The following is a 25,715-nucleotide window of genomic DNA, read 5'->3' as shown; positions in this document are numbered from 1 at the left end:
GTTAACGTCATATACCGTACCAAGAACTCCTGTTCGCTTCCGCAATCTCAAGGAACACCATGAACGACATCACCCCCGCCGCCAGGCTCGAACTGCCGGAGCAGCCGAAACTGGCCAATAAAGTGCGTTTCGTGACCGCGGCTTCGCTGTTCGACGGCCATGACGCCTCGATCAACATTATGCGCCGCATCCTGCAGTCGAACGGCGCCGAAGTCGTGCACCTGGGCCACAACCGCTCGGTCGACGAAGTCGTCACCGCGGCCCTGGCCGAAGACGTGCAAGGCATCGCCATCTCCAGCTACCAGGGCGGCCACGTCGAATACTTCAAGTACATGATCGACCTGCTGCGCCAGCGCGGCGGCGCCCACATCAAGGTGTTCGGCGGCGGCGGCGGCGTGATCGTCCCCTCTGAAATCGAAGAGCTGCATGCCTATGGCGTGACGCGCATCTTCAGCCCGGAAGACGGCCAGCGCATGGGCCTGGTCGGCATGATCCGCTCGATGCTGGAAGCCTGCGACGTCGATCTGTCGGCCTATGCGCCGACCTCGCTCGACGCGCTGACCGCAGGCAATATCGAACAGCGTCACCGTCCGCTGGCCCAGCTGATCACCGCGCTGGAAAACGGCAAAGCCTCGAACGAGCTGCGCAAGCAGATCATGGACAGCGCCGAAGGCCTGAAGGTGCCGGTACTCGGCATCACCGGTACCGGCGGCGCCGGCAAGTCCTCGCTGACGGATGAACTGATCCGCCGCATCCGCCTCGACCAGAACGACCGCCTGAACATCGCGGTGATTTCGATCGACCCGTCGCGCCGCAAGTCGGGCGGCGCCCTGCTGGGCGACCGCATCCGCATGAACGCGATCAACCCGTGGAATGGCCAGGCGCGTGTCTTCATGCGCTCGCTGGCGACCCGCGAAGCCGGTTCCGAGATCTCCCAGGCCCTCCCGGACGTGATCGCCGCCTGCAAGGTGGCCGGCTTCGACCTCGTCATCGTCGAGACCTCGGGCATCGGCCAGGGCGACGCCGCCATCGTCCCGCACGTCGACCTGTCGATGTACGTGATGACCCCGGAATTCGGCGCCGCTTCCCAGCTCGAGAAGATCGACATGCTGGACTTCGCCGATTTCATCGCCATCAACAAGTTCGATCGCAAGGGCGCCCAGGATGCGCTGCGCGACGTGGCGAAACAGTACCAGCGCAACCGCGAACTGTGGAGCAAGTCGCCGGACCAGATGCCGGTGTTCGGCACCCAGGCGTCGCGCTTCAACGACGACGGCGTCACCGCGCTCTACCTCGGCCTGCTGCCGGCACTGGCCGAACTCGGCCTCAAAACGGACACCCCGAAGCTGGCCCAGCCGGCGCAAAAATACTCGAGCGGCAAGAACGTCATCGTGCCGCCGAGCCGCACCCGCTACCTGGCCGAGATCGCCGACACCGTGCGCGGCTACCACCGCAACACCGGTAAACAGGTGAAGCTGGCGCGCGAACGCCAGCAGCTCAGCGAAACCAGGCGCATGCTGGCTGCGGCGAACCGCGAAGTGGTGCTGGACGACCTGATCACCGAGCGTGAGAACGCCATGGACGGCGAAGCGAAGAACCTGCTGGCGTCCTGGCCGCAGCTGCAGGCGACCTACGCCGGCGACGAGCACGTGGTCAAGATCCGCGACAAGGAAATTCGCACCAAATTGGTGCAAACTACGCTGTCCGGCAACAAGGTCCGCAAAGTCGCCCTGCCCCGCTTCGAGGACCATGGCGAAATCCTGCGCTTCCTGATGCTGGAAAACGTCCCCGGCGCCTTCCCCTACACGGCCGGCGTGTTCCCCTTCAAGCGTGAAGGCGAAGACCCGACCCGCATGTTCGCCGGCGAAGGCGATGCCTTCCGCACCAACCGCCGGTTCAAGCTGGTTTCGACTGGCATGGACGCGAAACGCCTGTCGACCGCCTTCGACTCCGTGACCCTGTACGGCGCCGATCCGGCCCTGCGTCCGGACATCTACGGTAAAGTCGGCAACTCGGGCGTCTCGATCGCGACCCTGGACGACATGAAGGTGCTGTACGACGGCTTCGACCTGTGCAGCCCGAGCACCTCCGTCTCGATGACCATCAATGGTCCGGCCCCGACCATCCTGGCGATGTTCATGAACACCGCCATCGACCAGCAGTTGGACAAGTTCGCCCTGGAGAAAGGCCGCCAGCCGAGCGCGGAAGAAGCGGCGCAGATCAGGGCATGGGTGCTGGCCAATGTGCGCGGCACGGTCCAGGCCGACATCCTGAAGGAAGACCAGGGCCAGAACACCTGTATCTTCTCGACCGAGTTCTCGCTGAAGGTGATGGGCGACATCCAGGAATACTTCGTGCAGCACCAGGTGCGCAACTTCTACTCGGTGTCGATCTCGGGCTACCACATCGCCGAAGCCGGCGCGAACCCGATCTCGCAACTGGCCTTCACGCTGTCGAACGGTTTCACTTTTGTGGAAGCCTATCTGGCGCGCGGCATGAACATCGACGATTTCGCGCCGAACCTGTCCTTCTTCTTCTCGAACGGCATGGATCCGGAATACACGGTGCTGGGCCGCGTGGCGCGCCGTATCTGGGCGGTGGCGATGCGCGACAAATACGGTGCCAACGACCGCAGCCAGAAGCTGAAGTACCACATCCAGACCTCGGGCCGCTCGCTGCACGCGCAGGAAATCGACTTCAACGACATCCGCACCACCCTGCAGGCGCTGATCGCGATCTACGACAACTGCAACTCGCTGCACACCAACGCCTACGACGAAGCGATCACCACGCCGACCGACGAATCGGTCCGCCGCGCCCTGGCGATCCAGCTGATCATCAACCGCGAATGGGGTCTCGCCAAGAACGAGAACCCGAACCAGGGGGCCTATATCATCGACGAGCTGACCGACCTGGTCGAGGAAGCGGTGCTGCAGGAATTCGAGCGCATCGCCGAACGCGGCGGCGTGCTGGGCGCGATGGAAACCGGCTACCAGCGCGGCAAGATCCAGGAAGAGTCGATGCTGTACGAGCACCAGAAGCACGACGGCACCCTGCCCATCATCGGCGTGAACACCTTCCGCAACCCGAAGGGCGCGGAAGCCCCTGCCACCATCGAGCTGGCCCGTTCGACCGACGACGAGAAGCAGTCGCAGCTGACGCGCCTGGAAGCCTTCCACCAGCGCAACGCAAGCGAAGCGCCGGCCGCCCTGGCTGCCCTGCAACAGGCCGCGATCGACAACGAAAACGTGTTCGCGCGCCTGATGGACGCCGTGCGCGTCTGCTCGCTGGGCCAGATCACGACCGCGCTGTTCGAGGTCGGCGGCCAGTATCGCCGTAATATGTAAGCCGGCAAGCCTCCGCTCCTGCTTTAGAATTCGGGGTCAGAGCACATTTTTGGCGGTGTGCCGAAATGTGCTCTGACCCCGAATGTCATGGAGCCATGCATGCCGATCAAGCCGGAACAACTCGCGTCCCTGATGCGCGAAGTCGAGCAGGAAGATCCGATCGATTTCGCCGACCTCCCCTTTCCCGAAGACGATCTGCGCGAGCTGGTCGCCAACCACCTGTGCGAGATGGCGGCCTCGATGGAGAACTTCAGCTCCGAAGACCGCCTGATGACCCTGCTTGCCGTGTCGGCCAAGCTGGTCCTCGAAAACCTGGTGCTGCATGTGCAGTTGCTGCGCCGCCATGGCATTCCTGCCGGCGACAATGTTGAGGCACTGTTAAGCCGGCTGCGTAACAACAAGAAGTAAATGACGCACAAAGACCACAGAGCGCTCTGATTTAGCACAATTCCCTATCGTGTTGATGTCAGGAAGATATCTTCAGGTATGATTGACTTTCGCAAATTTCTATGCAGACAGGCCTGTTTGCACCCACTCGATTTCTTGAGGAAACCATGCCGCGTAAAGTCAACAAAAGGGCGCTCAGCACCGCTCTGGTCACCGGAGTCATCATCGTCTCCGCCGCGCTAGGCGGCTGTAATCGCACCAAGCCCACGGAACAGCTGCTGGCCGAGGCGAAGCAGTACCAGCAGAAAGGCGAGATCAAGGCGGCCATGATCGAGCTGAAAAATGCTGTCGCCAACAGCCCGGAGAACGGCGAAGCGCGGCTGGCGCTGGGCTCCTTGCACGTCCAGGCCGGCGACTACGTGTCGGCCGAGAAGGAACTGCGCAAGGCGCTGTCGCTCGGTATCGACAAGAAGCGGGTGCTGCCGCCCCTGGGCCGTGCGCTCGAGCAGGAGGGCAAGTTCAAGGAGCTGCTGGATACCATCGCGGCCGATACCGCTGCCGGCTCGGCCGAACTGCTAGCCCTGCGCGGCAGCGCCTATCTCGGATTGAACGACGCGGACAAGGCCAAGGATGCCTTTGCCGAGGCCGCCAAGCTGCAGCCGGACAACGGCGATGTCCTGATCGGCATGTCGCGCCTGGCGCTGCTCCAGAAAGACGCGATCGCGGCCCAGACCCTGGCCGACCAGGCCGTCGCCAAGGATCCGAAAAACGCCGACGCCTGGATGTTCAAGGGTGCCCTCGCACGCGGCGAAGGCAAGATGCCGGAAGCGCTGGCCGCCTTCACCAAGGCTTCCGTGGTCAAGCCGGATCACCGCACCGCATTCATCGAAAAGGCGCTGATCGAAATCAACCTGCGCAAGTTCGACGAAGCCAAGGCCGACCTGGACGCCGCGCGCAAGCTTACCCCGGGCAGCCTGCAGCTGGCGTATACACAGTCCCTGCTCGACTTCACCAAGGGCCAGAACGCGGCGGCCCTGGAATCGATACAAAAAGTGCTCAAGAGCGCGCCCGACCATCTGCCGAGCATGCTGCTGGCCGGTGCGATCGAGCTGAGGATGGGCTCCTACCTGCAGGCGGAACAACACCTGGGCAAGTATGTGAAAGCCATTCCGGACAATACCTATGCGCGCAAGCTGCTGGCCCAGGCCCAGCTGCAGACCGCCCCGTCCGAAGCCCTGGCGACGCTGGCGCCGGCGCTGAAGAATTCGTCCGACGACCCGCAGCTGCTGGCGCTGGCCGGTGAGACCTATCTGCGCAACAAGGACTACGGCAACGCCACCAATTACCTCGAGAAAGCGACGGCGCTGGCGCCGAAGGTTGCCGCCCTGCACACCTCGCTGGGCCTGTCGCGAATGCGCCAGGGCGACCAGGCGAAGGGCCTGTCCGAGCTCGAACTCGCCGCCTCGCTCGACACCAGCTCGCCGAAGGCCGGCATCGCGCTGGTGCAGGCCGAGATGTCGATGAAGCACTACGACAAGGCCCTGGCCGCGGCCCAGGCACTGGTCAAGCAACAACCCGACAATGCCCAGGTGCAGGCCTTGCTGGGCACGGTGTATGCCTCCATGAACGACCAGGCCAACGCCCGCGCCAGCCTGGAAAAGGCGCTGGCGATCGACCCGGTGTTCTTCCCCGCCGCGGCCAACCTGGCCCAGATGGACCTGAACGACAAGAAGCCGGCCGATGCCGAAGCCCGCTTCACCACCATCCTCAAGAAGGATCCGAAAAACATCGGCGCCATGACGGCGCTGGCCGAACTCGCCGACCTGCAAGGCCAGCCCGACAAGGCCACGACCTGGTTCGAAAAGGCCAGCAGCGAGAACCCGACCGCCGTCGGCCCCGGCATGCGCCTCGCCAACCATTACCTGAAGATCAAGCAGGCGCCGAAGGCGCTGACCGTGGCGCGCAAGCTGCAGACCGAGAATCCGACCGATCCGAACCTGCTGGACCTGCTGGGCCAGGTCCAGCTGGCGAACAACGATGCCACCGCGGCGATCGAAACCTACAGCAAGCTGGTCAACGTGCAGCCGAAGTCGCCCCAGGCCAAGTACCGCCTGGCCTCGGCCTATGCGGTGGCGAAGCGTGACGACGATGCCGCCTCCGAGCTGAAGAAGGCGACCTCGCTGCAGCCGGACTTCATGCCGGCCCAGCTCGCGCTGGCCGAGCTGTCGATGCGCAAGAACCGTCCGGAAGAAGCCTTGGCCATCGCCCGCGGCATGCAGAAACAGCCGCGTACCGCGAACGCCGGCCTGATGCTCGAAGCCGACATCCTGATGACGCAGAAGAAGATCGACCAGGCCCTGCCGCTGTACGAGAAAGCCCAGGCCAGCCATCCGACCACCCAGGTGGCCCTCACCCTGCACCGCCTGCAGAAAATGAACGGCAAGGAGCAGAAAGCCAACCAGGTTCTGACGCAGTGGCTGAAGGACCATCCGGACGACGTCCAGGCGATCATCTATTCGGCCGAGCAAAGCCTGTACGCCAAGCAGTACCAGGCGGCCGCCACCCAGCTGGAGAGCGCGCTGAAACTGGCACCCAACAATGCGCTGGCGCTCAACAACCTGGCCTGGACCTACCAGCAGCTGAACAATCCGAAGGCGCTGGAAACCGCCGAGAAGGCCTACAGCATTGCAGGCAACAACCCGGCCGTGCTCGACACCCTGGGCAGCATCCTGACCGACAAGGGCGACACCAAGCGCGCGGTCGACCTGCTGCAGAAGGCAGTGACGGCCTTCCCGAACAACCTCGACATGCAATTGCACCTGGGCGAGGCCCAGGCCAAGAACGGCGACAAGGCCGGTGCCCGCAAGACCCTGGAGAAGGTGTCGGCGGCCAACAAGGGCGAGAGTTCGGCCAAGGCGAAGGAGTTGTTACAACAAATGTGACATCCAGCCGGCGGCGCAAGCCGCCGGCTTGACAAATAGTGTTCTTTTTATCTTGTTCGTTATCAACTATTCATTTCTTTATAGAATCTTTACTGGCCCGGTGTTACGATTGGTACTATAGGCGCGCGTTTGCGCGAGATAAATAGCGACGTCCTGCGGAGAGAAAAGAATGAACAGTTTAGCAACTGGCGAGGAAGTGGTGAAGGCGTCCTCTGAACCTCAGGACGCACGTTACGATTCCGCTCCTGAGGGGGGTGCTGAGCTCGGCTGTGATACGATCACAGACGTGACCATTAACGAAAAAACATTTGGTATCCGTACGGCGGACACGGATGGGAGGCGCAGTTCTGCGAACCTTCTCATCAACAAGATGTATGCGTGGCGCGGTTACTCGGGCACGCATCGTCTGGACGACGACCCGAACCGGATTACTCTTTCGGCTTCCGATCACGGCGAAGTGGTCGGAACGGTCACGCTTGGCATCGATTCCCCGGTCGGCCTGCTGGCCGACGAAGTCTTCAAGGACGAGATCGACCGTTTCCGCGAGCGCGGTGCAAAGGTCTGCGAAATCACCAAGCTCGCCTTCGACCCGAAGGTGCGTTCGAAGGCCGCCCTGGCTTCACTGTTCCACGTGATGTTCATCTATGGCCGCCGGCTGCACAAATGCACCGACGTCTTTATCGAAGTCAATCCGCGCCACCGCCGCTTCTATGAAACCATGCTGGGTTTCAAGCGCGTCGGCGAGCTGCGCATCAATCCCCGTGTCGATGCCCCCGGCTGGCTGCTGTGGAACAGCCTCGACTACGTCCAGGACCAGATCGAGCGCTATGGCGGCACCAGCGATTCGGCGGAAAACGAACGCTCGCTGTTCCCCTACTTCTTCTCCCAGAAGGAAGAAGAAGGCATCGCGCGCCGCCTGACCAACCTCGGCTGAACGCGCCTACCCCGGCATTCAGGCAGCGCCGCCCGGCGCTTCGGCCGCCGTCCGCGCGGCCGCTTCGTGGCGCGCCAGGATCGGGTTGATCAGGCGCCGCATGAACAGGCCGATGCCGCCCCACATCGTGATGAACCACAGCGGCACGCCGCCCGGCGGATTGCCCGGATAGCCCCACTGGCCGCTGTGCACGCCCGTGTATTCGATCAGCGCCCCCAGCAGCACCATATAGCCGGCATAGGCCAGGTCCAGCGGCTCGTGGAACAGCGCCAGCCCCACCAGCAGCAGGACGCCCGTCACCAGCAGCAGCGTATTGCCGTCGTGGATGGTGGCGAAGGCGGCCGAATAGGCCAGCGCGAGCGCCCATACGGTCGCCCGCCTGCCGGCCGGCGCCGGGCCGTTCAGCAGGCGCCGCGTGTGCAATAGATAGAAGCCCCACATGAACAGTTCCCAGACCGGCTGCAACAGGATGTCCGGGTGGGCGAACATGAAGATGCCCTGCTTCAGGGAAGCGGCATTCATCGCCGTGAAGAAGGCGCAGACGCAGACGTAGAAGATCGCCTCGACCTTGCCGAGCCGGCCGAAGCTCAGGATCCAGAGGAGCAGCAACGCGGCCAGCTTGCCGGGATTGGTCGGCACGAACGCCAGGATCAGCATGACTGCCGGGACCTGCAGAAGAAGGCGGGTTCGCATATACATTTGGCAAGTAGACATGAAAGGCGCTGATGTTGTCAATCAGCAAAAGAAAAAAGGCCTCCGAAGAGGCCTTTTCAAGCGGCGCGCCAGGAATTACTTGGCGGACTTTTTCTCGCGGCGGCGCAGGGCGGCGCCCATGCCGACCATGGCCAGGCCCATCAGCGACAGGGCACCCGGCTCCGGCAGGGCGAATGCCTGGCCCGGATCGTCGATACGTGCGCCCAGGATGTCGCTGCCGCCATTCCACAGCGGGTTGTAGTTGTAGCTGTTCTTGAAGCGCAGGTCGCGCTGGCCCAGGTAGCTGGTGAACCAGTTCGAGTCCAGCTGGGTGGCCCACAGGCCGGTCTTGCCGTCGATCATGGCATCGGCCACGACCGAACCGTAGGAATCGGCATTGCCGGTGAAGCCGTTGCTGCTCGGAATCTGGTCGCCGACGATGGTATTGGTCGGGTTGCCGGTGTCCATGCCGGTATCGAACTTGATGCGGGCCAGGAAGGTGCCTTCGGTGAAGCCGGTGGCGCAGCTTTCGCCGCAGCGGATGCTCGGGTTGATGGCCGTGTTCGACACCGACGATTTGCTCATCGTGTCGGTATTGCGCCAGTACAGGTCGAGGAAGCCGCCGGTTGCCGGGAATGGGTCAGTTGCCGACGGTGCACCCTTCTGGACGCCATAGAACATACCGGTAATCTGGCCTTGCTGCCCATTGACGAAGAAAATGTCACCGTTCGGATCGATCGCGTCATGCGGCGTGTTGACATCACCTTTTTCGGCGGTCGACACCAGGATCACGCCCCAGTTGATCTCGCTGTTACCGAAGGTGTGTGCGTTGTTGATGGCGATCTGTTCCTGGCCGGAGAATTTCAGGTAGATCGGACCTGCCGGCAGGTTGGTCGGGGCCGGGGCAGCGTATGCGCCAATGCTTACAGCGGCGCCGACAGCGAAAGCGAGTAACTTCTTCATGTTCTCTCCAATGATGGAATCAATTAATCATTAACGACAGCAAAGCTATATAAGCAACCTGCGTGCCAGCTTGAAAAAATGCCTTATAACTAACTGATCTTGAAGAGAATTATTATTGGGAAATTAACATTTCAACAGATTCTTAAAGGAAAGTTAACAAAACTTGTAAAAGAAGTCGACAGTTAACTGCTTAACACAACTATGCCTACTATCAATTGTGATAGCGTCCGGGCGCCAGCAGGTCATGCGGATCGAGTTCGCGGCGCAGGCGCGCATGCAGGCGCGCCGAGTCGTCCAGCAGGTGCTGCAGATCCGGCATGGCATCGACCGCAAGGCGATACGGGAACCAGCCGCGCTCGCGGCCGGCGGCGATCAGCTCCCGGTAGCAGGCCTGGGCCGCCGCCACCGCCGCCGGCGAATTGCGGTCGAACAGGAGCGGCACGGTACTGTCGAACAGTTTGTCGCTGAGCGAAGTAAACGTCAGCAGCGGCTCGATGCCGTGGCGCCGGGTGATCTCCCTTACCATCTGGACATAGGCGCGTGCGCCGGCGCCGCGCATCGGCACCAGCGGCGCGTACCAGATCAGGCCGCAACCGTCGCGCGCCGGATCGCGCGGCCCCTCCCCGTGCGGACGTGGATTGCGCCAGTAGGCCAGCGGCAGGGCCGTCTCATTCGGACGCCCCAGCACCAGTTCCATCGAACTGGCCAGGGTCGAGGCGGTGCTCGACAGGCGCCGCCCGGCCGGCCCGGGAATCCAGCGCGACAGCGTCAGCAGCGTGTTCGCATTGTCCTGGCTCAGGAACAGCAGGCGGCTGGCCACGCCCTTGAGGGCGGCGCGGATCTCCTTCTGCGCCGCCTTCACCATGCGCGCGGTGCCGTACAGGGTGCCGAAGCCGGTCCAGGGCAGGATCTGGTACTGGCTGCCGAGCGCCTCGATCACCTCCTGCGGGATCAGGCCGTCGGGACCGACGCGGTCGGCCGGATACGGCGCCGACATCGCCAGCACGCGGTGCCGGTTCATCAGGTTCAGTCCGCCGACCGTGCCGGGCAGGCGGCCGAGGATGGCGCGGATCCGTTCGATGGCCGGCTCGAGCAGGCTGTCATCCTTCAGGCTGAACAGGCACACTTTCACTTTTTCCGGACGGCGCGCCAGCATGATGCTCATCCGCGTGACGATGCCCAGGCCGCTCTGGGTGAACAGGCCGCTGGCATAGGGGCCGATGCCCCACTTGAACAGGCGCGCGATGTCGTCGCCGCCGGCTTCGCGCATCGCCGAGCGGTACAGGCTGCCGTCCGCCAGCACCGCCTCGAGGTCCGTCACCGCCGCGAAATGATCGGTGATCGGCGTGACGCCGTAGCCGCGCTCCAGCGCATTGCCGAGCAGGCTGCAGTGGGGACCGGCGCCGGTGGTCGGCACCATGAAGGGGTAGTCCTGCTTTTCCAGGAACTCGGCCAGCATGCCTTGCGTGACGCCGGGCTCGAGCGTGACCACGCCCATGTCCTCGTCGAAATGCAGGATCGCGCGCAGCCGGGACAGGTCGATGATCACGCAGCCGTCGCGCGCCGCGAGCGCGCTGCCGTAGCCCCAGTTGTGGCCGGTACTGATCGGATGCACGGGAATCCGGTAGCGCTGGGCGATGCGCATTACCTCCGGCAAGTGCTTGCTGTCGAGAATGCGCAGCGCGGCCGGCAGGCGGCGCGTCGCGCCCGTGGTATCGGCGCCCCAGGCCTGCAGGGCGGCTTCGCCGTGCAGCACGTTTTCCGGGCCGAGTAGTGCCTGCCAGGCGTCCAGGGCCGGCGCCAGTTGGGTCGTGGTGTCTTGCATGAATCAGTTGGAAGTCGGTGGAGAGGACGGAGGTGAGTGCTTGAGCTTCAAATTCAACTGCTCGATCAGTTCGGTTGCCGCGCTGACGATCTGGCCGGATTCGAAGCCGGCCTTGGTCATTTCCTTAAAAAAGGAGCGCGCGAGAATCTTGGCGGCGTCTTCGGGATTGCGGTAGGCCAGGCGCACCTTGTCCTGGACCTGATCGCGCGCTTCCTGCAGCAATGCCAGTTGGGAAAAACGCGAGTCGAGCAAACGTTGCAGCTGCTGCACCTGGATCGATTTGCCGATGAATAGTGCGATTATATTCAGCAATTGTAGATCGCCCTGGGTGAATGCCTGGCCCTCCCTGGCGCCTGCCACATTGATCACGCCGACGATCTTGCCGTCGACCCTCAGCGGGGCGGACATCAGGCTGCCGCCGATGCCGTCGCGGCCCTGGGCCAGCGCCGCCACCTCGGATTGCGCGATGTCTTCGATCAGCAGCGCTTCGCCGCTGGCCAGCACCCGGCCGCAGATTCCTTCGCCCTGCCCCACCGAGGCCGTCAGCGCGGCGTCCGGCAGCTTGCCGAAGCGGGCGTGGACCGTCATGCGCAGCTGGCCCGGGGCGCCGCTGTTGAGCAGCATGATGGAACAGCTGCCGGCACCGAGCAGCTCCGCCGTCAGTGCGGCCTGGTTCTGCAGGCTTTCGTCCAGACTGCCTTCGGCCAGGAAATTCTGCAGGTCCTGGAGTCTCACCCATCTGTTTTCCGCACTGCCCATGTCTTCCTCGCAATAGGAGTGATTACATATCGGTAATCTTTTAATAATATCAGTGCGCCGGCGTCGCGTCAGGAGAAAGGAAGGCCTTGTGAAAAAGATGGCGCAGCAGCAGGAAGAAAGGCATCCGCAGCCAATTGCCGCGGATATACAGCATGCCGTGGGCGAGCGGCGTGAAGGCATCCGCGCAGCTCGGGTGGAAGGGGACCAGGGCGCGCAGGAACAGGCGGTCCATCAGCGCCAGCAGCGGACGGCCGGGCGCCTCGCTTTCCATCGCGCGCAGCACGGCGTCCGGCACCGGCGTACCCAGCAGGCGCCGGCAATAACGCAAGGCGTAGAACAGCGGCCGCCCCAGTTCCAGCTCGCGGGCGCGCGCCGGCAGGCCGTTCCAGAAGCCGTCCCGGGTGCCGAACTGCAGCAGCAGGCGGTGGATGTCGAACAGGTTGCGCAAGCCATGCTCGAACTCGCCCTCGTAGAACAGGTGCACGGCGCTGTGCAGCACCATGTCGCGCGGCGCCAGTACGTACAGCGGCGGCATGCCGGGCTCGGTATCGGCAAGCGGCACCGCGGCCGCGCGCAGCCTGGCGGGATCGGGACGGCGGTCGGCGGTCTCGGGCAGGATGGCATGGTGGACGTCGATGACATTGCCGCGGCGCACGTGCTCCATCGGCGGCAGTTCGTGCATCCATTCGCGGTAGTAGCGCTGGTCGTAGGCATCCTGGTGAAGGCTGGCCCAGCCGCTCATCATCAGGGCCCCTTCGACCTCGCCCAGCTGCGCCTTCGGCACCAGGATGTCGATGTCGGAAAATATCCGGCCGCGCCCCGCCGCCAGGCCGGCCATCGCGTAGGCCGCGCCCTTCAGCAGGATCAGCGGCAGGCCGAGACCGGACAGGGCGCGGCCGATCTGCCTCACCTCGTTGCGCACCGCCCGGGCATGGCGCTCGCCGGCCACGCGCGCCCACTCCAGGTGCATGCGCGCCGGCGCCGGCGCCTGGTCGAGCAGTCCGGCATCGTCGAGCAGCATCAGCAGGATGACGCTCATGTCGGCGTTCTCCGCCTGGCGCAGCAGCAGGTCCCAGCCGGCCAGGTCGAGCCCGGCTGCCGCGGCGGGATCGCGCAGTACGCGCAGCAGTACCGGCAACAGCGGTGGCGATGCCGTCATGCGCCGTCCTTCGCCAGTCGTTCGAATAACTGGACAGCCTCGTCCAGTTTACTGTACCGAAACTCGAAGGCCGTGGTCGCGTCGATCAAGGCCCCGAGCGCGCCGAAACCGCGTGCGCCCAGCACCTGGTAATTGAAAGCGTTCTCGGCTACGCCCATGAAGGCGCGCGCCTTCGGCAAAGGCCGCAGGCTGATCGGCGCCTGCGCCTCATATCGCGGAAACACGATGAAGGCCGGCCGGGCCGGTTCCGCCGCGCGCGCAATGCTCTCCGCAGGCGCCTTCAGGTGGGCGATAGTGCCCTTGGCGGTCTTTTCCACGGGCGTACTGAGCACGGCATCGGGGGCGAAGGCGCGGATCACGCCGATCGACTGGTTCTTCAGGCTGACCGGACGCGGCAGCGGCAGCACCGTACCGTTGTCCAGGCTGACCAGGGTCATTTCGTCGGACAGCAGGCGCCAGCCGCGCATCACCAGGGCCGCGCACAGGGTGCTCTTGCCGGATCCGGGAGGCGCCGGCAGGACCACTGCGCGGCCGTGCCGCTCCAGCACGGCGGCATGGATGATCAGGTAGGAATGGGCACGGTGCGACACGCACCAGTTCATCACCCATTCGAACATCGGATAGGCATGCGCCAGCGGCAAGGGCTGGAACGGCGCCACGCCCTCGTAGGCGAAATGGACTTGTGGGCGGAAGAAGCGCCGCAGCCTGCCGGCGCGGTGCAAGGACAGATGGAAGTCGGCAAAGCCGCCAGGTTCGTCGACCGGATAATCCGCATACAGCAGCGCAATACCGGTGGCCAGCTGCGGCACGTCGCTGCGGATACGGTTGGCGAACGGTCCGGTGCGCAGGACCAGTCCCGGCCCTGCCAGGCGGGCCGCCAGCTCGCCCTGCGGCAAGTCGCCGACGCTCAGCATGGAAAAGGCTCGACGAGGTCGAGGCGGGCAAGGCCGGCCAGCATGTGCTCGATCATCGCGCGCAGTTCGTCGGTATCGGCCTCGAAACGCGCGGCCAGGCGGTCCGCCAGCGTGGCGGCATCGGCGGGACCGATGCGCAGCGCCAGCAAGACATCGACGGCGGCACCGTCCAGCAGGTGGGTGCCGCCCGACAGGTCGTTGTACAGCACCGCTTCTTCGTCCCACTCCCGGAAAGCAAGCGACTGCCCCGGCACCACACGCCACATGCTCGCTGTCGCCTCGTCAATCGTGGGTGGATTCGAGATAATTCTTGACCTGTTCGGCACTCCACCTGACGCCGGCGGCCGGGCTGTAGTAACCCTTGGTCTGGACGTCGGCCCACATCGCCAGCAGCGTGTCGGTCGACAGGAAACCGATCCTGCCGGATTTGATGTTCAGGTAGGTCGCGATCGCATGCATCGCCAGATTGTACTTGTCGAATTTCTGCGGACTCAGCAGGTTCAGCATCGTCGAGCACAGGTAGCTCGTGTTCTTGGTCTTGACGGTGCAGGACCCGCGGTTGCCCGCCACGTAGAACACGTCGGCAAACCAGGTGTCGATCGAGCATGGCCAGGAGCTGGTGTGGTTCTTCCAGAAGCCCGGCGACAAGCCCTCGCATGCCGGCTTGACGCCGCCGTAATGGCTGCTCATGCCGCCGGACATGGACCCCGACGGCGACTTGCAGGTCATGAGCTTCAAGGTCGCGTGGCTTTCCAGCGTCGACAGGACGCCGACGGCACCGACACCGGCCTTGGCCAGCCGGCGCCGGGCGGCACCGCGTTCGCTCAAGGACAACGGCGCTGCGTTTCCATTGTTTTCTTGATTTTCGGTAGCCACGTGCGTTATCCCCAAAGATGTGTTGCGATCATGCGAAGCGTTTTTCCACTTCCCATAAAAAGCAAGTTCCGGGCCATGAACAGACTGTTCCGAAAAAAATATTGTAAATCAGGCGCTTAATGCCGACTGTACTACCCGGAAATTTCTATTGTATGCCGGAACGCCGACAAGTGTAAAAATTATCGACGCCTCCCGGCAGACACAATCAGAAGAAACTTTCGGGGATGATCAGCACGTCGCCGGGGCGCATCGGCATGTTCGCCGAGATATCGCCTTCCTTGATCAGGTCGTCCAGGCGGACGTTGAATTTCTGCTGCTTGCCGTCGACCGTGCGGATCACGCTGGCACGGTTGCCGGCGGCGAACTCGGTGACRCCGCCGACCGCGATCAGCACGTCCATCAGGCTCATGTCGCGGCGGTACGCCAGGGCCTGGGGCTTGGCGGCCTGGCCGATCACACGGATCTGTTCGCTGAAATTGCCGACGAAGTTGGTGACGATCACCGTCACCACCGGCTGCTGGATGAACTTGGCGAGCGCTTTTTCGATGTCGCGCGCCAGTTCGGTCGAGGTCTTGCCGGCGGCCGGCAGGTCTTCGACCAGCGGGGTGGTGATCTTGCCGTCCGGACGAACCGGCACCGACATCGACACCTCGGGGTTGCGCCACACCATGATGCTCACGCTGTCGCCCGGTCCGATCAGGTAGTCGGGGTTGGTGACCTGGGTTTGCGGCGGCGGCGTCCTGGTGGCACAGCCGGTCAGGAGCAATGCGAGCGCGGCGGCTGCCGCCACTGTCGTGTGTTTCATCAGGTTCGCCTTGTACTTGCCCACGTCATTCCCTTTCGTCGAACACATATGTTAATAAGTCGCTAACAGCGATGTATTGTATATCATAGTGCTTGAGGAAAAGACCGCGCACGCTTGAAATCTTTCCCGAATACTCTATTTCTGTTGCATTAGATTCTTCACGTACTTCACCGGAATCGCATACGTGATGCCGCTCGGCGCGCTGATCGCGGTTTCCTTCAAACCCTTCACGAACACGGCGTTGATCACCCCCCACACTTCCCCGCTGGCCGGATCGTAGACCGGACTCYCGCTGTTGCCGGGATAGGCCGTGCCGTCGAGCTGGAAGATGTCGTAGGAGGTGCGCTGCAGCTGGACCAGCTGGCGCACGTCGAGCTTGCGCGAACTCAGCGAAGGCATGACCACCGGCGTGATCGCGGCGAGGGTGGCGCGGTGGGTGGCCGCATGCAGGCCCAGCACCATGCCCAGCGGATAACCGGTAAAGGCCAACGACTGCCCTTCGGCGACGCTGTCGGAATCCCCCAGCTTCAGCGCCGGCAGCGGCGGACCGCTCAGGCGCAGGTGGGCCAGGTCGTGTTCGTTGTCGCGCGCCACCAGCTGGGCCGGGCGGAAACGCACGGTGTCGCCGTCGCTGGTCACGATGCCCAGCTGCTCCATGCGCGTCTCGTCCAGCTTTTCGGGCACCACGTGCGCATTCGTGATCACGCTGAGGCCGTCTCCCACCACGAAACCGGTACCGACGAACACGGTCGAGGGACTGCGCGTGCGCTCGAAGGTGCCGACCCCGACCACGGAGCGCTTGACCGTCGGCACCACCGCCGTCAGCTCGGCGCCCACTGCCGGCACGATCATGCAGGCGGCCGCGAAACCGGCCAGCAGCGCCCGCCAGGACCCGCGGCGCGGGGCCGTGCGAGGGGTGGCGGAAGGGCTGCCGGAGCATGTTTCGTTGGTGCACCAACCGTGCACCCCTTTTTGCAATTTAGACATTACAATAAAGCAGTATCTTTTAGAAAGTTGCGATTTCGCAAGTCTACTGCATGAATGCTCCGCATATGAAAGTCCGATGTACTTCCCAGCAATAATTTCACTAAATTAATGCAAACCTGACCCTATCTCCGTGTTTCTTAAAGGAATTTGTGTTGTAGCCGAGGTACGGCTTGTTGAGCTCTTCACATTTTTCGTGTGCTTAATTGCAATTGCAGAGAGTACAAGCGATGATGCGTGAGTATTCCATTTTCCTCTGATTTGGATCAGTAAATGAGTCCAAATCTTTCATGGTGAGATTGAACGATGGCAGAGATCACAGCCACCCTCCTGAACTTCCTTAAAGCAATCGGCAAATACCGCTGGTATGCCGTCGCCATCGCCTGGACCGTCGCCGTCATCGGCTGGGCCGTGGTGCTGCGTCTGCCCAACCAGTACGAGGCCTCGGCCCGTGTCTACGTCGACACCCAGAGCATCCTCAAGCCCTTAATGTCAGGAATGACCACCCTGCCCAACCTGGACCAGCAGGTGGTGTTCATGCGCCGCACCCTGCTCAGCCGTCCGAACGTCGAAAAGCTGATGCGCATGGTCGACCTCGACGTCAAGGCCAAGGATGCCAAGGAGCACGAGAAAATCGTCGACGACCTGATCGCCAAGATCAAGATCGGCGGCACCGAGCGCGACGACATCTATACGATCACCTACGTCTCGGACAACCCGAAACTGGGCAAGGACATCGTGCAGTCCCTGCTGACCATCTTCGTCGAGGGCAGCTTCAGCGGCAAGAAGCAGGACTCGGAAAAGGCCGTGCAGTTCATCGACGACCAGATCAAATCCTATGAAGAGAAGCTGAGCGCCGCCGAGAACTCGCTGAAAGAGTTCAAGATCAAGAACATGGGCCTGCTGCCGCGCGAAGGCGGCGGCGACTTCAGCGGCCAGCTGATCCAGGCCACCGACCAGCTCAGCCAGGCCCGCCTGGAGCTGGCCGAGGCCGAGCAGGCCCGCAACGCGATCCGCCGCCAGATCACGGGCGAGCCGGCCAAGCCCGGCAAGGCGGGCGAGGCCGTGGAAATCCCCGTCACCGATCCGGAACTGGAAAACCGCATCGCCACCGCCCAGAAGAACCTGGACACCCTGCGCCTGCAGTACACCGAGCAGCACCCGGACATCGTCGCCAACAAGCGCCTGCTGGACCAGCTGCTGGCGCAGAAGGCCGACCTGGCCAAGCAGAAGAAGCGCAGCAACGATCCGGGCGCCGGCTACAGCCCGATGCTGCAGCAGCTGAACGTCTCGCTGTCGGCGGCCGAGGCCCACGTGGCATCGATGCGCATCCGTGCCGACGAATATGCGGCCCGCGTCGCCCGCCTGCGCGCCCAGAGCTCGTCGGTGCCGGAAGTCGAGGCCCAGCTGGCCCAGCTGAACCGCGACTACCAGGTCAACAAGGAGAACTACCAGAAGCTGCTCGAACGCCGCGAATCGGCGCGCCTGTCGGGCGACCTGTCGTCCGCCACCGACATGCTGACCTTCCGCGTGATCGATCCGCCGACCGTGCCGACCCAGCCGGCCGGTCCGAACCGCCTGCGCCTGTTCTCACTGGTGTTCGCCGGCGCCCTGGCGGCCGGCATCGCCGTCGCCTTCCTGATGAGCCAGCTGCGCCCGACCTTCCTGAGCCAGGCCACCCTGCGCGACGTCACCGGCGTGCCGGTGCTGGGCTCGATCGGCATGAACTGGACGGCGGAACAGACGGTCCGCCGCAAGCGCCGCCTGGCCGCCCTCGGGGTATCGGTACTGGTGCTGTTCGGGATCTACGGCGCCGGGATGGCAGCGATCCTGTCCCATCCCTCGTTTTAATCGCGGCGCCCCCGCAAAGTTTGCAAGGAGTTCCACGTGAGCATTATCGAAAAAGCAGCCAGCCGCATCGACCGGCAGCGTAGCGCCGCTCCCGCCAGTCCCGTCGCCGCTGGCGGCCTCAACGACAGCGCCGCGCTGCATCCGGTCGCGGACAGCCCGTCCGTGACCGTGGCCGACACCGTCATCCACGAAACCGTGCACGCGGTGCCGGTTACGCCGGTCCCCGTGAACGAGCAGACGGCCGCGCCGAAGTTCACCACCCGCAAAGTAGAACTGGACCTGGCGCGCATGCGCGAGACGGGCATGGTCACCGCGGCCAGCGGCCGTACGCCACTGCTGGAAGACTTCCGCATCATCAAGCGTCCGCTACTGCAGCGCGCCTTTGCCGCCCGCGCGCCGGGCGGCAACCCGGGCAACCTGATCATGATCACCAGCTCGCTGCCGGGCGAAGGCAAGACCTATACCGCGATCAACCTGGCGATGAGCATCGCGATGGAGCTCGACCACACCGTGCTGCTGGTCGACGCCGACGTCGCCCGTCCGTCCATCCTGCGCACCCTCGGCCTGCCGCCCCAGCGCGGCCTGATGGACATCCTGGTCGACGACAAGCTCGACATGGGCGATGTCATGCTGCGCACCAACGTCGATACCCTGTCGATCCTGCCGGCCGGCACCAGCACGCCGCGCGCGACCGAGCTGCTGGCCAGCTCGACCATGAGCAACCTGGTCGAGGAAATCGCCAACCGCTATCCGGACCGGATCGTGATCTTCGACTCGCCGCCGCTGCTGCTGACCAGYGAATCGCGGGTGCTGGCCTCGCACATGGGCCAGATCGTGCTGGTGGTCGAGGCCCAGACCACGACCCAGCACGCGGTCAAGGAAGCCCTGAGCCAGCTCGAAGGCATCGACAACGTCAATCTCATCTACAACAAGACCAGGGACATCCCAGGCATCGAAGAGACGTATGACTATCACTACGGCTAAGCGGCCGGCGATCGCGGCGCTTCGGCTCACGCCGCTGGCGCTGGCGGCCATGCTGCTGTCGAACGAATGCCGCGCGGACGACTGGCGCATCGCACCGACCGTCACCCTGCGCGAGACTTACTCCGACAATCTGAACAACCAGAACGACACCCTGGCCAGGAGCGGCTTCGTGACCGACGCCGGTCCCGCCATCAGCGTCAGGAAAGACGGCCGCCGCCTGAAGCTCAGCGCGAATGCCGAGTACCGCCGCTTCGTCTACCAGCACGACGACATCCCGAACGTCCACGACAGCGAGACCCGCTACCAGGCGGCGATGAAGTCCGAGCTGATCGACGATTTCCTGTTCCTGGACGGCGGCGCGAGCCGTTCGCGCCAGGCCGCCTCGGCCTTCGGCCCGGTGGCCGCCAACAGCTATTCGTCGCTCAACAACATCGACGTCCGCACCTGGAGCGTCAGCCCCAGCCTGCGCCACCGCTTCGGCTCGACCGCCGTGGTGGCGGCGCAGTTCACGCGCGACTCGGTGCGCAGCGACCGCGGCGAGGCCTTCGGCAACACCACCGGCAGCAGCACCGCCATCAATGCGATGAGCGGCCCGTCGTTCCGGGAACTCGGCTGGAACCTGGCGTACAACCGCCAGGAGCTGGGCTCCACCATCAGCGGCGATTCCAGATCGCAGACCGGCAACGCCGGCCTGCAGTGGCGGCTGGACCCGCACCTGAACCTGACGGCCAATGCCGGCTACGACAAATTCGAATATCCGGCATTCAACCAGCGCACCAAGGGGCCGAACTGGTCGCTCGGCTTCATGTGGGCGCCGTCGGCGCGCACCAGCGTCAATGCCACCTTCGGCCACCGTTACTTCGGCAAGACCGGTTCGCTGCTGGCCAGCCACCGCACCCGCCACAGCAGCTGGAGCCTGAGCTACAGCGACGCGATCACGACCACCCGCGCGCAATTCCTGCTGCCGGCCACGGTGGACACCGCCAGCCTGATCGACAGCATGCTGAGGACCGCGTATCCGGATCCGGCCGAGCGCGCGCAGATGGTGGCGACCTATATGGCGGCCAGCGGCCTGCCGCCGTCGCTGCCCAACACCATCAACTACCTGAGCAACCGCTACGCCCGCAACAAGCACCTGCAGGCCGGCGCCCTGTTCCGCGGCGCGCGGACCGACCTGGCGATCAGCGTGTTCGCGGACCAGCGCAACGCGGTATCGCTGCAGCAGTCCGACAGCACGCTGCTGCCCAGCCAGTTGAGCACCCTGAACGACAACACGCGCCAGCGCGGCGCCAGCGCCAACGCCAGCTACAAGCTGTCCTCGAGCACGCAGGCGCAGGCCAGCCTGTACGCGGCGCGCATCCAGTCCATCGATACCGGCTTGATCAACAACCTCAGGCAGATGAGCCTGGGCCTGAACCGGCGCTTCGACGCGAAGACCATCGGCACGCTCGACGTGCGCCACTCCACCGGACGAGCCGGCCTGTTTACCAGCGACAAATATCACGAGAACGCACTCGTGGCGACGCTGTCGGTCCGGTATTAAGCAAGCGGAGCATTCACATGTACGAGACCTTTTACGGATTTTCCGCCAAACCCTTCCAGCTGCGCCCCGACCCGCACTTCTTCTTCGGCAGCAAGGGCCACAAGCGCGCCATGGCCTACCTCGAGTACGGCCTGTCGCAGGGCGAAGGCTTCATCATCGTCACCGGCGAGGTCGGCGCGGGCAAGACCACGCTGGTACGCAACCTGTTCAACGGCCTGCCCTCGGACCAGATCGTGGCGGCCCACATCGTCAACACCCACCTGGATCCGGACGACACCCTGCGCATGGTGGTGTCGGCCTTCGGCCTGCCGTACGAGGGTGCGAGCAAGACCGACCTGCTGACGCGCCTGGAAAAATTCCTGTGCGACGTCGACCACCAGGGCAAGCGCGCCCTGCTCGTCATCGACGAGGCTCAGAACCTGTCGGCGCGCACGGTCGAAGAGCTGCGCATGCTGTCGAACTTCCAGACCGACGACAAGTCGCTGCTGCAGACCTTCCTGCTCGGCCAGCCGGAATTCCGCGCCACCCTGCACAGCCCCGGCATGCAGCAGCTGCGCCAGCGCGTGATCGCCAGCTACCACCTGGGCCCGATGGATGCGCAGGAGACCCGCGCCTATATCGAGCACCGCATGGCGACGGTCGGCTGGAACGGCGACCCGTCCTTCGACGACGGCGCCCACGCCGCCATCTATGCCTACAGCGGCGGCATTCCGCGCAAGGTCAACACCCTGATGGACCGCGTGCTGCTGATGGGCTACCTGGAAGAGATGCATGCCTTCACGGAAGCCGACATCAACACCGTGATCAGCGACATCAGCGAAGAATTCCAGCTGCCCGGCGCCAACGGCGATTCGCTGGCGGCCGGCAGCCCGGCCGTCCTCGCCCAGGACCTGCACGTCGGCGAGATCCGCACCGCCGACATGCGCGTCGAAGAGCGCCGCGGCAACAGCGTCGAGATGCTGGACGAACGCATGATGCGCCTCGAAAAGTCGATCGTTTCCGTGCTGTCGATCCTGAAGAAGATCGTCGCCACGCCCCAGGGGGCGGTAACCCAGCCAATGGACAACCAAGAATGAACATGGTCGAACTTGCCCCGCGCCGCCTGCCGGCGCCGGGGGAACGCATCCGCAACGCCATGACCTGCGATGTCGAGGACTATTTCCAGGTGTCGGCCTTTGCTCCCTACATCGACCGCGCCAGCTGGCCGGAACGCGAATGCCGGGTCGAGGCGAACATGGACCGCATCCTGGCCCTGTTCGAACGCCATGGCGTGCGCGCCACCTTCTTCACCCTGGGCTGGATCGCCGAGCGCTATCCGCAGGTGGTGCGCCGCATCGTCGCCGGCGGCCACGAGCTGGCCAGCCACGGCTACGGCCACCTGCGCGCCTCCGACCAGACCCGCGCCGAATTCGCCAACGACATCCGCTCCGCCAAGGCGCTGCTGGAAGACATCGGCGGCCAGGCCGTGCTGGGCTACCGCGCGCCCAGCTTCTCGATCGGCCGCGCCAACCTGTGGGCGCTGGACGAGCTGCTCGACGCCGGCTACCGCTACAGCTCCAGCATCTACCCGATCGCCCACGACCACTACGGCATGCCGGAAGCGCCGCGCTTCGCCTTCTACCCGAACGGTCCGGACGGCCTGCTGGAAGTGCCGATCACCACCGTGCAGATGCTGGGCCGGAACCTGCCGGCCGGCGGCGGCGGCTACTTCCGCCTGCTGCCCTATGCGCTGTCGCGCTGGATGATGGCCAAGGTCAACCGCGCCGACCGCCAGCCCTCGCTGTTCTACTTCCACCCGTGGGAGATCGACACCCAGCAGCCGCGTCCCGCGGGCCTGGACGCCAAGTCGCGCTTCCGCCACTACGTCAACATCGACCGGATGGAAGCCCGCATCGAGGCCCTGGCGCGCGACTTCGCCTGGGACCGCATGGACCGCATCTTCCTGAACCAGGAATGAGGCGAGCATCATGGAAGACCTGCTGCTGCTGATCCACCGGATCCCCTACCCGCCCAACAAGGGCGACAAGATCCGCTCCTACCACCTGCTCAAGCACCTGTCCCGCCACTACCGGGTTCACCTGGCGACCTTCGTCGACGATCCGGACGACTGGCAGTACGTGCCGCACGTGGAAGCACTGTGCGCGAGCAGCCATTTCGCGCGCATGAACCCGCGGCTAGCGCGCGTACGCAGCCTCGGCGCGCTGCTGAAGAACCGCTCGCTGTCGCAGGAATACTACCGCGATGCCGGCATGGCGCGCTGGGTCGACGACACCCTGGCCGCGCACAGGATCGACCGCGTGCTGGTGTTCTGCTCGCCGATGGCGCAGTACGCCGAGAACCACCGCAGCGCGCGCCGCGTGATCGACTTCTGCGACATCGACTCCGAAAAATGGCGCCAGTACGCCGAGCAGAAATCCTTCCCGATGAACCTGGTCTACCGCTACGAGGCGAAGCAGCTGCTGCGCTACGAGCGCCAGGTGGCGCGCGACTACGACGCCTCGCTGTTCGTGTCGGCCCCCGAGGCCGAGCTGTTCCGCAGCCTGGCGCCGGAAAGCGGCCCGAAGATCGGCCACTTCAGCAACGGCGTCGACACCGAGTATTTTTCGCCCGAGCGGCCGTATGAGAATCCGTTCGCGGCCGGCGAGCGCGCCCTGGTCTTCACCGGCGCCATGGATTACTGGCCGAACATCGACGCGGTGAAGTGGTTCGCCGCCGAAGTCTTCCCCACGGTGCACCGGCGCTTCCCTGACGCCCGCTTCTACATCGTCGGCTCGCGTCCGGCGCCGGCGGTGCAGGCCCTGGCCCAGCAGCCGGGCGTGGTGGTGACCGGCACCGTCCCCGACGTGCGCCCCTACATCGCCCACGCCGCCGCCGCGGTGGCGCCGCTGCGGATTGCGCGCGGGGTCCAGAACAAGGTACTGGAAGCGATGGCGATGGCAACCCCGGTGGTGGTATCGCCGCAGGCGCTGGAAGGCATCGACGCCGTCCCCGGCAGCGAACTGGTGCTGGCCGACGAACCTACCGCCTTCGCCGACGCCTGCGCCGCCCTGCTCGAAGGACAGGACGGCGCCATCGACGCGATCGGCCGCGCCGCCCGCGACAAGGTCCAGCGCCGCTACAGCTGGTCGAGCAACCTGGCATGCATCGGAGAGAGCCTCGAATGTTCCTGAAACCCCCACCCGAAGTGCTGGGCGCTACCATCGCCGCCCCGCACCCGTCCATGTCGCGCGCCCGCGCGGCCATGATCGTGCTGGCCCTGCTGGCCCCGTTCGCCCTCTATTTCGGCACCGTGCGCTCGATCGTCGGCCTGTGGAACAGCTCCGAGACCTTCGCCCACGGCTACGTGATCCTGCCGATCAGCCTGTGGCTCATCTGGCGCCGGCGCGAGAATTTCAGCCTCTATCCGGTACAGCCCTGGGCTCCGGGCCTGGCGCTGGTCGCGCTGCTCGGCGCCGGCTGGCTGGCGGCCCAGCTGGGCGAGGTCCAGGTAGTGTCGCAATACACCTTCGTCGCCATGTTCCCGGCGATCGCGCTGGCCCTGCTGGGACCGCGCCTGGCCGGCTCGCTGACCTTCCCGCTGCTGTTCCTGCTGTTCGCGGTGCCGTTCGGCGAAGCCTTCGTCGGCCCGCTGATCCAGTTCACCGCCGACTTCACGGTGGCGGCGGTGCAGGCCACCGGCATCCCGGTCCTGCGCAGCGGCACCCGCTTCGAGCTGCCGACCGGGAACTGGTCGGTGGTCGAGGCCTGCAGCGGCGTGCGCTACCTGATCTCCTCGATCACCCTGGGCTGCCTGTACGCCTACCTCACCTACCGCTCGACCATGCGGCGCGCGCTGTTCATCGGCCTGTCGGTCGTGGTGCCGATCCTCGCCAACGGCCTGCGCGCTTACATGATCGTGATGATCGGCCACCTGTCCGGCATGGCGCTGGCCACCGGCGTCGACCACCTGATCTACGGCTGGCTGTTCTTCGGCCTGGTCATGTTCATCATGTTCTGGATCGGCAGCTACTGGCGCGAAGACACCACCGAGCCGGCGGCGGCAACGGCGGCAGCGGCCTCCGGCACCACGGCGGCGGCACCGTCGCTGCGCGAACGCGTCGGCAAGGGCGTCCCGGCGCTGGCCGCCGGCGTGCTGGCCGTGTGCGCGCTGTGGCCGGCGCTGGCCCTCTACGGCGAGCAGGCCAACCACAACCCGGCCCCGGTTTCCCTGGGCGAGGTGGCCGTCGGCTGGCCCCAGGCCGCGCCCTTCGCCGACTGGAAGCCGGACTACATGGCGCCCGACGTCGACTTCGTGCGCAGCTACCGCCGCGACAGCGTGCCGGTGGCGCTGAACCTGCTGTACTACCGCAACCAGGACCGCAGCAAATCCCTGATCAGCTCCCTGAACCGCCTGGCCGGCTACAAGGACACCTGGCACGAGACCGAGAGCGCGAAGCGGGTCGAAACCGCCGGCGGCCGTCCGCTGACCGTGCGCGAGACCGTGCTGCGCGACGGCGGCAAGGGCCTGCTGGTGTGGAGCTGGATGCGCATCGGCGGCCACGACACGACCAGCAATGCGATCGGCAAGCTGTACCAGGCGGGATCGAAGGCGATGCTGCGCGGCGACGACGGCGCGGCGCTGATGCTGTCGGCGCCCTTCGACGAGCATCCGGAAGCGGCGCGGGCCGCCCTGCGCGCCTTCGTCGCCGACAACCTGAAGGCGATCGACGCGGCGCTGGCCCACGCCGCCGCCACGCATTGAGGCTTGCC

At 64.7% G+C, this 25,715-nt stretch carries 21 protein-coding genes; 11 read left to right on the top strand and 10 right to left on the bottom strand.

Features of this window, described 5'->3' with window-relative positions; genetic code table 11:
* Positions 1-59 precede the first annotated feature (59 nt).
* The 4 genes from icmF (at position 60) to AC1DIX_RS03590 (ending at position 7,610) form a co-directional block, all read left to right on the top strand.
* Complete coding sequence (gene icmF / locus AC1DIX_RS03605) at positions 60-3,347, top strand: fused isobutyryl-CoA mutase/GTPase IcmF (RefSeq protein ID WP_477322078.1); 3,288 nt, start codon at positions 60-62, stop codon at positions 3,345-3,347.
* A gap of 99 nt (positions 3,348-3,446) precedes the next feature.
* A complete protein-coding gene (locus AC1DIX_RS03600; RefSeq protein WP_442122941.1) occupies positions 3,447-3,755 on the top strand; it encodes a hypothetical protein in 309 nt (102 codons plus the stop codon).
* Positions 3,756-3,901: 146 nt separating this feature from the next.
* Positions 3,902-6,676, top strand: coding sequence for an XrtA/PEP-CTERM system TPR-repeat protein PrsT (prsT, locus tag AC1DIX_RS03595; protein WP_477322075.1), 2,775 nt, complete (start codon positions 3,902-3,904; stop codon positions 6,674-6,676).
* 169 nt (positions 6,677-6,845) lie between these two features.
* Positions 6,846-7,610 (top strand): GNAT family N-acetyltransferase, encoded by a 765-nt coding sequence (locus AC1DIX_RS03590; protein WP_477322073.1) that lies wholly within the window; start codon positions 6,846-6,848, stop codon positions 7,608-7,610.
* 18 nt (positions 7,611-7,628) lie between these two features.
* Here AC1DIX_RS03590 and AC1DIX_RS03585 read toward each other — a convergent pair whose 3' ends face one another.
* The 10 genes from AC1DIX_RS03585 to AC1DIX_RS03540 all read right to left on the bottom strand — a co-directional run bounded on the left by AC1DIX_RS03585 (position 7,629) and on the right by AC1DIX_RS03540 (position 16,591).
* On the bottom strand, positions 7,629-8,267 hold the full coding sequence (locus AC1DIX_RS03585) for a hypothetical protein (RefSeq protein WP_477322071.1): 639 nt from the start codon (positions 8,265-8,267) through the stop codon (positions 7,629-7,631).
* Positions 8,268-8,399: 132 nt separating this feature from the next.
* Positions 8,400-9,266 (bottom strand): PEP-CTERM sorting domain-containing protein, encoded by an 867-nt coding sequence (locus AC1DIX_RS03580; RefSeq protein ID WP_477322069.1) that lies wholly within the window; start codon positions 9,264-9,266, stop codon positions 8,400-8,402.
* 211 nt (positions 9,267-9,477) lie between these two features.
* The gene (locus AC1DIX_RS03575; RefSeq protein ID WP_477322067.1) at positions 9,478-11,091 is read right to left on the bottom strand and encodes an FAD-binding oxidoreductase; all 1,614 of its coding nucleotides are present in this window, start codon (positions 11,089-11,091) and stop codon (positions 9,478-9,480) included.
* 3 nt (positions 11,092-11,094) lie between these two features.
* Positions 11,095-11,826, bottom strand: coding sequence for a GAF domain-containing protein (locus tag AC1DIX_RS03570; protein ID WP_442122935.1), 732 nt, complete (start codon positions 11,824-11,826; stop codon positions 11,095-11,097).
* 73 nt (positions 11,827-11,899) lie between these two features.
* The gene (locus AC1DIX_RS03565; RefSeq protein ID WP_477322065.1) at positions 11,900-13,009 is read right to left on the bottom strand and encodes a nucleotidyltransferase domain-containing protein; all 1,110 of its coding nucleotides are present in this window, start codon (positions 13,007-13,009) and stop codon (positions 11,900-11,902) included.
* A complete protein-coding gene (locus tag AC1DIX_RS03560; protein ID WP_477322063.1) occupies positions 13,006-13,923 on the bottom strand; it encodes an HprK-related kinase A in 918 nt (305 codons plus the stop codon). Before AC1DIX_RS03560 ends, AC1DIX_RS03565 begins: the two co-directional genes overlap by 4 nt.
* Positions 13,917-14,189, bottom strand: coding sequence for an HPr-rel-A system PqqD family peptide chaperone (locus AC1DIX_RS03555; protein ID WP_442122932.1), 273 nt, complete (start codon positions 14,187-14,189; stop codon positions 13,917-13,919). Before AC1DIX_RS03555 ends, AC1DIX_RS03560 begins: the two co-directional genes overlap by 7 nt.
* Before the next feature lie 16 nt (positions 14,190-14,205).
* Positions 14,206-14,751: a hypothetical protein gene (locus AC1DIX_RS03550; RefSeq protein WP_477322061.1), complete on the bottom strand. Its 546-nt coding sequence runs from the start codon at positions 14,749-14,751 to the stop codon at positions 14,206-14,208.
* Positions 14,752-15,004: 253 nt separating this feature from the next.
* Positions 15,005-15,604, bottom strand: coding sequence for an XrtA/PEP-CTERM system exopolysaccharide export protein (locus AC1DIX_RS03545; protein ID WP_442122930.1), 600 nt, complete (start codon positions 15,602-15,604; stop codon positions 15,005-15,007).
* A 135-nt stretch (positions 15,605-15,739) separates the two neighbouring features.
* Entirely contained in the window at positions 15,740-16,591 is an 852-nt protein-coding gene (locus tag AC1DIX_RS03540) for a S1C family serine protease (protein WP_477322059.1), read from the bottom strand.
* Between the two features lie 303 nt (positions 16,592-16,894).
* Here AC1DIX_RS03540 and AC1DIX_RS03535 point away from each other — a divergent pair, with 303 nt between their 5' ends.
* The 7 genes from AC1DIX_RS03535 to xrtA are packed head-to-tail and all read left to right on the top strand — an operon-like array spanning position 16,895 to position 25,707.
* Positions 16,895-18,439: an XrtA system polysaccharide chain length determinant gene (locus tag AC1DIX_RS03535; RefSeq protein WP_442122928.1), complete on the top strand. Its 1,545-nt coding sequence runs from the start codon at positions 16,895-16,897 to the stop codon at positions 18,437-18,439.
* A 36-nt stretch (positions 18,440-18,475) separates the two neighbouring features.
* Positions 18,476-19,423: an XrtA-associated tyrosine autokinase gene (locus tag AC1DIX_RS03530; protein ID WP_477322057.1), complete on the top strand. Its 948-nt coding sequence runs from the start codon at positions 18,476-18,478 to the stop codon at positions 19,421-19,423.
* A complete protein-coding gene (locus AC1DIX_RS03525) occupies positions 19,404-20,966 on the top strand; it encodes a TIGR03016 family PEP-CTERM system-associated outer membrane protein (protein WP_477252332.1) in 1,563 nt (520 codons plus the stop codon). Before AC1DIX_RS03530 ends, AC1DIX_RS03525 begins: the two co-directional genes overlap by 20 nt.
* Before the next feature lie 17 nt (positions 20,967-20,983).
* Complete coding sequence (locus AC1DIX_RS03520) at positions 20,984-22,042, top strand: XrtA/PEP-CTERM system-associated ATPase (protein ID WP_442122925.1); 1,059 nt, start codon at positions 20,984-20,986, stop codon at positions 22,040-22,042.
* Positions 22,039-22,923, top strand: coding sequence for an XrtA system polysaccharide deacetylase (locus AC1DIX_RS03515; RefSeq protein WP_442122924.1), 885 nt, complete (start codon positions 22,039-22,041; stop codon positions 22,921-22,923). Before AC1DIX_RS03520 ends, AC1DIX_RS03515 begins: the two co-directional genes overlap by 4 nt.
* A 10-nt stretch (positions 22,924-22,933) precedes the next feature.
* On the top strand, positions 22,934-24,136 hold the full coding sequence (locus AC1DIX_RS03510) for a TIGR03087 family PEP-CTERM/XrtA system glycosyltransferase (protein ID WP_477322055.1): 1,203 nt from the start codon (positions 22,934-22,936) through the stop codon (positions 24,134-24,136).
* The gene (xrtA, locus tag AC1DIX_RS03505; protein WP_477322053.1) at positions 24,127-25,707 is read left to right on the top strand and encodes an exosortase A; all 1,581 of its coding nucleotides are present in this window, start codon (positions 24,127-24,129) and stop codon (positions 25,705-25,707) included. Before AC1DIX_RS03510 ends, xrtA begins: the two co-directional genes overlap by 10 nt.
* Positions 25,708-25,715 lie beyond the last annotated feature (8 nt).

Source organism: Massilia sp. 05N420 (assembly GCF_056397205.1).
This window is presented reverse-complemented; position numbering and strand designations above follow the sequence as displayed.

Bases quoted from the DNA above. Each gene is read 5' to 3' on its own strand.
- xrtA (WP_477322053.1), top strand. From the start codon at position 24,127: ATGTTCCTGAAACCCCCACCCGAAGTGCTGGGCGCTACCATCGCCGCC.
- AC1DIX_RS03580 (WP_477322069.1), bottom strand. From the start codon at position 9,266: ATGAAGAAGTTACTCGCTTTCGCTGTCGGCGCCGCTGTAAGCATTGGC.
- AC1DIX_RS03600 (WP_442122941.1), top strand. From the start codon at position 3,447: ATGCCGATCAAGCCGGAACAACTCGCGTCCCTGATGCGCGAAGTCGAG.
- AC1DIX_RS03515 (WP_442122924.1), top strand. From the start codon at position 22,039: ATGAACATGGTCGAACTTGCCCCGCGCCGCCTGCCGGCGCCGGGGGAA.
- icmF (WP_477322078.1), top strand. From the start codon at position 60: ATGAACGACATCACCCCCGCCGCCAGGCTCGAACTGCCGGAGCAGCCG.
- AC1DIX_RS03535 (WP_442122928.1), top strand. From the start codon at position 16,895: ATGGCAGAGATCACAGCCACCCTCCTGAACTTCCTTAAAGCAATCGGC.
- AC1DIX_RS03590 (WP_477322073.1), top strand. From the start codon at position 6,846: ATGAACAGTTTAGCAACTGGCGAGGAAGTGGTGAAGGCGTCCTCTGAA.
- AC1DIX_RS03560 (WP_477322063.1), bottom strand. From the start codon at position 13,923: ATGCTGAGCGTCGGCGACTTGCCGCAGGGCGAGCTGGCGGCCCGCCTG.
- AC1DIX_RS03575 (WP_477322067.1), bottom strand. From the start codon at position 11,091: ATGCAAGACACCACGACCCAACTGGCGCCGGCCCTGGACGCCTGGCAG.
- AC1DIX_RS03520 (WP_442122925.1), top strand. From the start codon at position 20,984: ATGTACGAGACCTTTTACGGATTTTCCGCCAAACCCTTCCAGCTGCGC.
- AC1DIX_RS03555 (WP_442122932.1), bottom strand. From the start codon at position 14,189: ATGTGGCGTGTGGTGCCGGGGCAGTCGCTTGCTTTCCGGGAGTGGGAC.
- AC1DIX_RS03525 (WP_477252332.1), top strand. From the start codon at position 19,404: ATGACTATCACTACGGCTAAGCGGCCGGCGATCGCGGCGCTTCGGCTC.
- AC1DIX_RS03585 (WP_477322071.1), bottom strand. From the start codon at position 8,267: ATGCTGATCCTGGCGTTCGTGCCGACCAATCCCGGCAAGCTGGCCGCG.
- AC1DIX_RS03565 (WP_477322065.1), bottom strand. From the start codon at position 13,009: ATGACGGCATCGCCACCGCTGTTGCCGGTACTGCTGCGCGTACTGCGC.
- AC1DIX_RS03510 (WP_477322055.1), top strand. From the start codon at position 22,934: ATGGAAGACCTGCTGCTGCTGATCCACCGGATCCCCTACCCGCCCAAC.
- prsT (WP_477322075.1), top strand. From the start codon at position 3,902: ATGCCGCGTAAAGTCAACAAAAGGGCGCTCAGCACCGCTCTGGTCACC.